The sequence below is a fragment of the Novosphingobium capsulatum NBRC 12533 genome (assembly GCF_001598375.1).
Taxonomy (GTDB): domain Bacteria; phylum Pseudomonadota; class Alphaproteobacteria; order Sphingomonadales; family Sphingomonadaceae; genus Novosphingobium; species Novosphingobium capsulatum.
The window spans coordinates 55,376-64,058 of record NZ_BCYV01000023.1 but is presented as its reverse complement, the minus strand read 5'-3'; the positions used below and the strand labels follow the sequence as shown (position 1 = coordinate 64,058).

9 protein-coding genes are annotated in these 8,683 nt (G+C 65.4%); 4 read left to right on the top strand and 5 right to left on the bottom strand.

Going from position 1 to position 8,683, the window contains the following annotated elements; translation table 11 throughout:
• The coding region (locus tag SCA01S_RS18680; RefSeq protein ID WP_157089038.1) for an outer membrane protein at positions 1-699 on the bottom strand (699 nt) is incomplete at its 3' end.
• A gap of 415 nt (positions 700-1,114) precedes the next feature.
• Between SCA01S_RS18680 and SCA01S_RS18675 the strand changes: the two genes are divergently transcribed.
• Both SCA01S_RS18675 and SCA01S_RS18670 read left to right on the top strand, forming a co-directional pair.
• On the top strand, positions 1,115-1,756 hold the full coding sequence (locus SCA01S_RS18675) for a YqaA family protein (RefSeq protein ID WP_062788158.1): 642 nt from the start codon (positions 1,115-1,117) through the stop codon (positions 1,754-1,756).
• A 134-nt stretch (positions 1,757-1,890) separates the two neighbouring features.
• Positions 1,891-2,187 carry an usg protein gene (locus SCA01S_RS18670; protein ID WP_062788142.1) on the top strand — a complete coding sequence of 99 codons (297 nt, stop codon included), beginning with the start codon at positions 1,891-1,893 and terminating at the stop codon, positions 2,185-2,187.
• Positions 2,188-2,249: 62 nt separating this feature from the next.
• On the opposite strand, the gene SCA01S_RS18665 is transcribed toward SCA01S_RS18670, so the two are convergent.
• Genes SCA01S_RS18665 through SCA01S_RS18655 form a run of 3 tightly spaced genes read right to left on the bottom strand, consistent with a single transcriptional unit; the run spans position 2,250 to position 5,810 of the window.
• Entirely contained in the window at positions 2,250-3,992 is a 1,743-nt protein-coding gene (locus SCA01S_RS18665; protein WP_062788140.1) for an alpha/beta hydrolase-fold protein, read from the bottom strand.
• 58 nt (positions 3,993-4,050) lie between these two features.
• Entirely contained in the window at positions 4,051-5,037 is a 987-nt protein-coding gene (locus SCA01S_RS18660; RefSeq protein WP_062788138.1) for a quinoprotein relay system zinc metallohydrolase 1, read from the bottom strand.
• Positions 5,034-5,810 (bottom strand): quinoprotein dehydrogenase-associated SoxYZ-like carrier, encoded by a 777-nt coding sequence (locus SCA01S_RS18655; protein WP_062788136.1) that lies wholly within the window; start codon positions 5,808-5,810, stop codon positions 5,034-5,036. The genes SCA01S_RS18660 and SCA01S_RS18655 overlap by 4 nt, the downstream gene beginning before the upstream one ends.
• A gap of 91 nt (positions 5,811-5,901) precedes the next feature.
• On the opposite strand from SCA01S_RS18655, the gene SCA01S_RS18650 reads away from it, so the two are divergent.
• Complete coding sequence (locus SCA01S_RS18650) at positions 5,902-6,480, top strand: rhodanese-like domain-containing protein (protein ID WP_245652774.1); 579 nt, start codon at positions 5,902-5,904, stop codon at positions 6,478-6,480.
• A gap of 48 nt (positions 6,481-6,528) precedes the next feature.
• The gene (locus SCA01S_RS18645; RefSeq protein ID WP_062788133.1) at positions 6,529-6,822 is read left to right on the top strand and encodes an EthD family reductase; all 294 of its coding nucleotides are present in this window, start codon (positions 6,529-6,531) and stop codon (positions 6,820-6,822) included.
• A 54-nt stretch (positions 6,823-6,876) separates the two neighbouring features.
• Here SCA01S_RS18645 and SCA01S_RS18640 read toward each other — a convergent pair whose 3' ends face one another.
• Complete coding sequence (locus tag SCA01S_RS18640) at positions 6,877-8,664, bottom strand: amidohydrolase (protein ID WP_062788131.1); 1,788 nt, start codon at positions 8,662-8,664, stop codon at positions 6,877-6,879.
• Positions 8,665-8,683: the final 19 nt, after the last annotated feature.

Genomic DNA, 8,683 nt, shown 5'->3' with positions numbered 1-8,683 from the left:
CGGGGGCGGCGGGGGCGGCGGGGGAGCCTGCTCTTCGCCACCGAAGTTGTAGGTCAGCGTGCCCAGGATCGAGTGCGAGCGCAGACGCGTCGAGAAGTTGGCGCCGGCATAAGCACCCGAGGTGCCAACCAGGTTCACGTCCTGAACGTTGAAGAAGCGGTACTTCAGACCCACGTCGACGTGCTTGCTGAGCGGCGCGCGAACACCGGCCAGAACCTGCCAAGCGAACTTGGTCTTCGAGTCGTCGAGCAGACCTTCGGGCGTGGCGACATAGTACTTCGCCTTGGCGACGCCGGCACCACCGCCGATGAAGCCCTGCAGGCCATCGTCGGGACCGAAGTCGAGCAGGCCGTTGACCATGAAGCTCAGCGCGCTGGTGCTGCCGCCGATCTGGCCATTGTCACGCGAGTATTCAGCGCCGGTTACGTTGTTACGCACGTTGCTGTTACGAGCACGACGGTAGCTGGCTTCGGTTTCGAGGCGGAAGCCACCGAAATCGTAACCCACCACGGCGCCAAAGTCGTAGCCGGTCTTGGAGCTCACGGTGGCGGCATTGGCCGTACCGTTCACATTGTGGTCGGCGTCTTCGAGCAGCATCGCGCCGCCATCACCTTCCACATACCAGCTCTTGCTCTTGGCAAGCGCGGGCGTCGCCATTGCGCTTGATGCCAAGGCCAGGCCCAGGATCAGTTTCCGCATTACGTTTCCCCTTTTTTGCGAGATCATGCCACGTCGTGGCGGTTGTCTACCGGTTCTGTTATGTTCATGCAAGCGGACACACGCGTGAACTGTTGCCTAAAAGCCACTGTAACAGTTGCCCTCGCAGCAATTTCCCGGTTGAAACCACCCTCATGTGCCCCCTCCAATGCGGAAGGCGGAAGCAGGTTCCCGATTGAACATCAAAAAAATTTAAGATGAGGCGAATTTTCATTGCGATGACCGGTGGAAATCGATGCACCCAAGCCAGTGAACCGGGTGCCAATCTGGCTTGCCCAGGCTTGTAGCCGGCCTTTCAGCGGCCCGCTGACATGGCTGGCGCAATCTTGTGCACTGCACTAGGGAGGTGTGGCTCATAGGGCGCGGTGGCGCCGTGGACCGGGGAATCGACAAGACCATGCTGCGCCGCCTTTACGAATGGACCATGGCCAAGGCCGCCCATCGCCATGCGGCATGGTGGCTGTTCCTGTTCGCGTTCATGGAAGCGAGCTTCTTCCCGATCCCGCCGCATCCGCTGCTGGGCCTGATGTGCCTGGCGCAGCCGCGCAAGGCCGTGCGCTATGCCGCGTTTGCCACGGCAGGCTCTGTCATTGGCGGGTTGCTTGGCTATGCCATCGGGCATTTCCTCTACGATAGCGTGGGCACACAACTGCTTGCGCTGCTTCATCTGACGCAAAGCTTCCCCAAGGCGGCCTGCTATCTGCGCGAGTATGGCGTGGAGATCATCGTGCTCAAGGGCGCGACGCCGATCCCGTTCAAGCTCCTGACGATCACCGCCGGGTTCATTGGCATGCCGCTGCTGCCCTTCTTCCTGGCCAGCGTGGTGTCGCGCTCGATCAGCTTCATGATCGTGGGCGTGCTGTTCCGCCTGTTCGGGGCGCCGATCAAGCGCTTCATCGACAAGTACCTCGGCCTGGTCACGGCGGGCTTTGTCGTGCTGGTCGTGGCCGGCTTCGCAGCTGCAACCTTGCTGGGCGGCGGCGGCGCCAAGAATGCGGCGATGGAGCGCTGCGAAAAGGCCATTCTCACCCAGCCGTAAACGCCGCAGCGGTTAAGCCCCCGTCTTGACTGCGGCGCACGACGTGCCAAGTTCACCGTGTTGGATCTTCAGGCTGTCACGGGGCCTGACCGCGTCGCGGTGGGCCAGGCCCCTTGCTTTGGCGGAGGGAAGGCATGGCGCGTGGTGGAGCGAATACTCAGCAGATTGACAGTGGTTTCTTGGAGCAACTTGCCGGCTATGGCCTGACCACGATCGAGGTGCATTATTACATGCCCGATCACCCGGCGCTGCTCCAGATGTTTGCGTTTCAGCAATATGATCTTGCCCCGCGCTTCCCGCGCCTGGGCGGCTTTCTCGATCATTGGCGGCGCGAAATCGATGCCGCGCTGCATTCCATCCGCATTGCCCATCGGCACCTGATCGGCCCGCAGGAATACCGCGCGGTCAACGGCGTGATCACGATCAACTGATCGAGCCGAGCTGATCGAGCTGGACGGGCGCGCGCTTTTGCATCGCGCCCGTCCGGTTTGGTTCAATAGCGCCAGCTCTTGAGGTCGGCCCCGGCGGGGGCGGTCTCCGCGATCCGCTTGAGGATCTGGGGCAGGTAGAACGTGTGATAGCGCAGCCGCGAAATCGCGTTGGGCTGGGTATGGTCACCGCTCCAGCAATGCTCGGCCCGATCGCCATAATCGACCACGCCGCGATAGGGCGGATCGCTCTTCTTGAGGAAATCGTCCATCAGATAGACGGCGTTGTTGAGGAAGTAATTATCCATCGTGCCGACATAGATATGCAGCTTCCCCTGCAGCTTGGGCGCCAGGGTTGGCCAGTCGCGCTCCAGGATATGGCGCAGGTCATAGTTGTCGCGCCAATAGGCGGCCACCTTGGGATCGATCACGCCGGTGCGCTTGTCCCACAAGCGCTGCGGATAGCCGTCGGCGGCCATGGGCGAGAACACCGCTTCCCAGATATCCCACTGCCCGCCCGAGCGGTTCTTGTCGCCCAGCACCAGTTCCAGGCGGTTTTCCATCTCCATGGTGTAAGGCACATGGTCGAGCCAATCGCGCTTGCCGGGGTGCTCCACCCGCCCGAACGGTCCTTCATAGGCATAGGCGTTCTTGTCGGCATAGATATCGGTCAGCATGAACTGGCGGAAATCGATTGGATCGGGGCAGGCGGCAAAGGCGCCGTTATAGTCATCCGGGTACTTGATCTGCACGCCCAGCGATTCCCACCCGCCGGTCGATCCGCCATAGAGGAACCGCGCCCAGCCCTGGCCAAGGCCGCGGAACTTCTTCTCGATCGCCGGCACCAGTTCGTGGGTGATGGCATCGCCATAGGGCCCGAGGTTGGCCGAATTGACCGCATAGGAATCATCGTAATACGGGTTGGAATGGTCGATCTCCACCGCCAGGAAGCGGGGGAAGGCATCGCCGATCCACTGCTGGTAGAACGCATAGGCCTCTTCCTGCTCGGTGCGGTTGTAGCAGGGCAGGTTGAAGCGTTCGCTGCGTTCGCATTTCAGGTCGGGATCGGGCGGGGTGGTGCGAAAGCCACCGAAATCGGCCGGGAAGTGGCCATGGAAAATCATCAGCGGAAAGCGCGCCTCGGGATGCTTGTCGAAATCGCGCGGCACCAGGACGTGCGCGGTCAGATAGATGTCGCGCCCCCAGAACTTTGACAGCAGCGCACTGCGCATCTTGAAATGGTGCACGAAGGGCGTGTCAGCCGGTGGGGTGATCGGCGGGTTCACGTTGTCGAGCGTGAGGGCGATCGTGCCCGGCCTGGCCGGGTCGAAATCGACCGTCTGCGGCGTGCTGAACAGGTTGCCCGGCTCTGCCCGCCAATTCTGCCCGGCGCCGCGCGGCGCGGGCAGCTTCACCGTCTTGCCATTGCTCAGGTGATAGGTGTCATAGCGGTGCAGCACGGCCTGCACGGTATAGCGCCCGGCTGGCACGCTTTTGAGATCGAGCGTGGGAAAACCCAGCACCCCACTGCCCACCGTGATGCTGTTACCGGGCTTGAGGCCATCGACCGTCACACCGAAGACCTGCGCGGAATCATAGTCGGCCTTGACCTGTTCGCGCGGCTGCGGATCGGGCTTGGCCGCCAGGATCACCAGCACCCGCCCATCGACCGGCGCATTCTTGGCCGTTGCCGGCAGCGTGACGCGGAAATCCTCGGCCTGGGCCGGCACGCTGGCGAGGCCAAGCCCGATGCCCAAGCTCAGCCCCAGTGCCTGCGCCAGAAGACGATGACGTGCGATACGTTTCATGATGGTGCCCCCACCGAATTTGGTCAGGGCCGCACTATTCCTGCAAAAACGTCGCTTGTCAGCCGTTTCCGTTGCCACTGCCGGCGTCGATGCGCGGCAAGCGCTGCGCCTCGATGCCGGCATAGAAGTGCGCCACCGATCGCTGCAGTTCATAGCGTGCCAGCTTCACCGTGGCGAAGCGGTCGGGAATTGGCAGCGATCCCGCCTCGGTCATGTCGAGGCCTTGCGCGACCGCCTGGTTCAGCGCCTGCTCCAGCCAATCGAGCCAGTCGCGGGTCTGGGCGATGGCCGCCGTCCCGCTGGGATCGAGCGGGCCATGGCCAGGCACGAGTTGGTGATGGGGCAGGGCGGCCAGCGTCGCCAGGCTCTCGCGCCAGGCCGCGAGGTTGGCATCGGGCGTGGCCGGGGCGCGATCGTAAAACACCAGGTCACCGGCCAGGATCGTGCCGCTCGCCTCGTCCACCAGCACCAAGTCGCCATCGGAATGCCCCTTGAGCGCCATGGCCTGAAGCCGCCGGCCCGCAATCTCGATTGGCCCAGGAACGACCGTCGCGCCGGGCAGGGCCACGGCAGTGCCGCGCATCCAGTCGGCCAGGATGCGGTACATCGCATCGGCAAAGCCATTGCCGTCCCGCTCCAATTCGGTGCGGGTGGCGGGCAGCGCGGCCACGATCGCCGGATCGAACGCCGCCGTGCCCAGGGCATGATCGGGGTGCAGATGGCTGAGGAACACACGCCGCACCGGGCCGTGGCACAGCTTTTCCGCCACCGCCGCCAACCCTTGAGCATAGCGCAGCGATGGACCGCAGTCGAACAGCACGGCCCCGCCTTGCGGGCAGGCCATGACCACTGCATTGGCGATGGCCCCGCCATTGCCGAACACGATGGCCTCGTCCGCCCCGCGCACCAGCCAGATGCCCGGCCCGATCGGCTGGGGATCATAGGCATAGCGACCGGCAAAGGTTTCCGCCCGGGCCATGCGCGCTGGCAATGCCACTGGCGCGGCGGCAAGCAGGCCCAGGGCCGCGCGGCGCGATAGCGTCATGGTGCCAGCCTGCCGTCAAACGTGCGACCGTTGCTGTCGGCCATATGGATGCTGACCGGGCCGGCCTGCGTGGGCGGCAACAGCAGGGTGAATGCCGGGTCTTCGGATACTGAGCCGTTGATCGTCATCGTGCCCAGCGCCGCGCCATCTGCGCCACGCACCTGCATCGTCTCGATGTTGTAGGCGGCGATATTGTCGACATAGCCGGTGTCCATCGGATGGCGCACGCTTACGCGCAGGCGGGTATCGGCGGCCTCGTGCCACAGCTTCCCGCGCATTTCGCCCAGATGCTGCGCCCAATCGCCCTTGACCCGGCTGACCGGCGGGGCCGAGCAACCACCGCCCGCCGCATCGATCCAGCGCCCGCCCACGTGCCACACGCCATCGGCGGTCAGCACCAGCGCTCGCACCGGCGTGCGCTGGTCCAGCTTGATGCGCAGGCTGACATAGGGAAGCGCGCCCTGGGGCTGGTAATCGATCGCCACGGGCAAGGGGTTCAGATCCATCAGCACGACGATCCGCTGCACCTTGCCCAGCGCGCGGGCATCGACGGTAACGGGGAAAACATGCTGGTTTTCCGTCACATCGGGCATGGTCACGATCACCGCCGGGTCAAACCGCACCGGCGCCTTGCCCAGCAGCCACGCGGCGTGATTGTCCCACATCGGCGAGGCCAGCGGATCGGCCACCAAGCCCGGCGTAGGGGCGGCGGCAACCGGCGTGGTGCTTGCCAGCAAAGCCATGATCGGCACGAGGAGGGCAGGGCGCTTCATACCAAGGCACCATTTGCCTTGATCGGGCAGCATTCTACAATTGCACCATAGGCCAAGATCGAGGGCCAGCTTGGGCAAGGGATGGGAGAGAATGATCGCAGCACTGCGTCGCATCCCGTGGGCAGGGATGGTGCTGGCCATGACGGCCGCGCCGGTCCTCTCGCCAGCCTGGGCGCAACAGGCCGCGCCGTTCGATGCTCAGGGCTATCGCAACGCGGCGTTCCGCGCGCCAGTGGACCGCGATCCGGCGCCAGCCAGCGCAATCCCGTTGGCGCAGGCGCGGCAGCTGGCGCCCGGCGCAGCGCTGTTCATCGATGTCTTGCCGGCCGAAGGCGCGCATCGTGATGGTGCCAGCGGTGCCTGGACGCTGGCCACCCCGCACGAGACGATCCCCGGCGCCCTGTGGTACCCGGAAACCGGCCGCGCCCCGCCCGATCCGCTGCTGTGGCAGGCGCTGACCACACAGGTTGCAGCCTTCCGCCGCCAGCATCCGGCTGCGCCGATCGTGCTGTTCTGCCGCGCCGATTGCTGGATGAGCTGGAACGCCGCCCGGCGCCTGGCGCTGGGCGGCGTTGCGGGCGTACGCTGGCTGGCCGAAGGGATTGAGGGATGGCACGATGCCGGCGGCAACCTGGTGCCGGCAACCCCCGTGCCGGTGCCCGACAAGTGATGCGTTGAAACCAGAACCACAATCAGAACCACCGACAGGAGAAATGCCATGGCCACGTTGATCGTCAGCTATCCCGCGCACGAAGGCGCGCGGTTCGATGCCGCCTACTATACCGCCACGCATATCCCGCTGGTAGAGCGGCTGTGGACCCCGCACGGCTTTACCGGGGCCGAAGTGCTGTTTCCGGCGGGCGACCAGCCGTGGAAAGCGTCGGTCCTGCTGCGCTTTTCCAGCCAGGCGGCGATCGATGCCGCGCTGGCCAGCCCGGATACGCCGCAAGTGCTGGCCGATGTGGCCAATTTCACCGACATCGCCCCGGTGATCTACCGCGCGGCGGATTAAGCGGGTTTGCGGCGCGGGGGGCCTTCACGCCCCCGCGCCGCCGGTTCGTGGTTGTCAGGGGGCGCGATAGACCACTTTGCCGCCCACCATGGTCAGCAGCACCCGAGTCTGCGCAATCGCATCGGGGTTGCCGGCAAAGATATCGCGATCAATCCAGATCAGATCGGCAAACTTGCCGCGTTCCAGGCTGCCCACCTGATGCTCGGCGCGCAGCGACCAGGCCGCGTTGATCGTGGCCGCGCGCACCGCCTGCATCACCGACAGCGGCGGCCCGCCCGACAGCGGCTGGCTGTATTCCGGCCCGGCCGAGGGATCGTTGCGCCGGGTTACCCCCACTTTCAGGGCAAACCATTCGTTCAGCGGATCGACCGGCCAGTCGCTGCCAAAGGTGATGCGCGCGCCGGCCTTGGCCAGAAGGCCCGAAGGCTCCATGAAGGCATAGCGCTTGGGGCCGAGGTAATCCTTGGCGCCGGCCACGGTATCGGCGGCCTGCTTGCCCCATTGCAGCGATAGCACCGGGGTGACGCCCAGTGCCTTGTAGCGCGGGAAATCAGTGGGATCGACGATCTCGTCATGGGCGATCGCCGGGCGCACGTCGCGCGTCGGCTGGCTCTTGAGCAGGGCGGCCACGGCATCGAGCGCGATGCGTACCGCGCCATCGCCATCGGCATGCATGTGCGGGTCAAAGCCCAGTGCGGTGATGCGCTCCAGCAGCGGCGCCAGCACGGCGGGCGGGAAATAGGGCGCCGGCCCCTTGTTGGTGCCGGGCTGCCAATCGGGCTTTTCCGGCGTGCCGTGGTTTTCCAGATAGGGTTGCAGCATCACCCCGGTAAAGGCCGGGGCGGTGATCACGCCATCCATATAGAGCTTGATCGTGCGCACCATGATCGTGGGTTGCACTTGCGCCGCGCCCTGGTCATAGGCGCGCCGCCATTCGACGATGCGGGCCAGCGCCGGCTCGGGAGAGGGGCCTTCCTCGGGCGCGATGTGCGGCGCGAAATGGCCGCGCGCGGTCAATTCCCCGGCCTTGGACAGTACGGAAAAGGCATGGATTGATTCGCGCGGCGCATCGGCATCGAGGAACGTGGTCACGCCCTGCGCTGCCATCGCGCTGAGGGCAGCGCGCGCGGCAACGATATCGTCCGCCGGCGTTGGCGTGGGCACCAGCTTGCGCACCAGGTCTTGCGCGGCGTCTTCCAAAAGGCCGGTAGGCGCGCCCGTGTCATCGTGATGGATCGCGCCACCAACCGGATCGGGCGTCCTGGCATCGATGCCGGCCAGGGCCAGCGCCTTGCTGTTGACCAGGGCGGAATGCCCGAACGAGGAGAACACTGCCACTGGCCGCCGCGTCGGCAGCGCGTCGAGCATCGCCTTGGTCATGTCCACGCCCAGCGGCTGCATTTCCTGCTGAAACCAGTGCACCGCGATCAGCCACTTGCCCTCGTTGGCGGCATCACCATCCTTGGCCGCGCAGGCAGCAAGGGCCGCCTGGAATTCGGGCACGGTCAACCGCTTGTATTGCAGGTCGCAGGCAAGCAGGCCGGCGCCGCCCTCCAGCGGGTGCATGTGCGCATCGATCAGGCCGGGCATGACCACGCCGCCCTTGAGGTCGATGGTCTGCGTCGCCGGGCCGGCCATCGCCCTGGCCCCGGCATCGCTGCCCAGATAGACGATCCGCCCATCCTTGATCGCGATCGCCTGGGCAACACTGCCCTGGGCATCGATGGTGTGGATCTGGCCGTGCAGCAGAACGGTATCGGCCACCGGCGCGGGCGCGGCTTGGGCGGCGCTGGCCGCCAAGGCCGAACCGGCCAATAGCGAAATCAGGCGAAGGGAATGCATGCGGGCACCTCGCACATCG

Excerpts from the sequence above, each read along its gene's own strand:
- SCA01S_RS18640 (WP_062788131.1), bottom strand. The coding sequence starts at position 8,664 with ATGCATTCCCTTCGCCTGATTTCGCTATTGGCCGGTTCGGCCTTGGCG.
- SCA01S_RS18655 (WP_062788136.1), bottom strand. The coding sequence starts at position 5,810 with ATGAAGCGCCCTGCCCTCCTCGTGCCGATCATGGCTTTGCTGGCAAGC.
- SCA01S_RS18650 (WP_245652774.1), top strand. The coding sequence starts at position 5,902 with ATGATCGCAGCACTGCGTCGCATCCCGTGGGCAGGGATGGTGCTGGCC.
- SCA01S_RS18675 (WP_062788158.1), top strand. The coding sequence starts at position 1,115 with ATGCTGCGCCGCCTTTACGAATGGACCATGGCCAAGGCCGCCCATCGC.
- SCA01S_RS18660 (WP_062788138.1), bottom strand. The coding sequence starts at position 5,037 with ATGACGCTATCGCGCCGCGCGGCCCTGGGCCTGCTTGCCGCCGCGCCA.
- SCA01S_RS18645 (WP_062788133.1), top strand. The coding sequence starts at position 6,529 with ATGGCCACGTTGATCGTCAGCTATCCCGCGCACGAAGGCGCGCGGTTC.
- SCA01S_RS18670 (WP_062788142.1), top strand. The coding sequence starts at position 1,891 with ATGGCGCGTGGTGGAGCGAATACTCAGCAGATTGACAGTGGTTTCTTG.
- SCA01S_RS18665 (WP_062788140.1), bottom strand. The coding sequence starts at position 3,992 with ATGAAACGTATCGCACGTCATCGTCTTCTGGCGCAGGCACTGGGGCTG.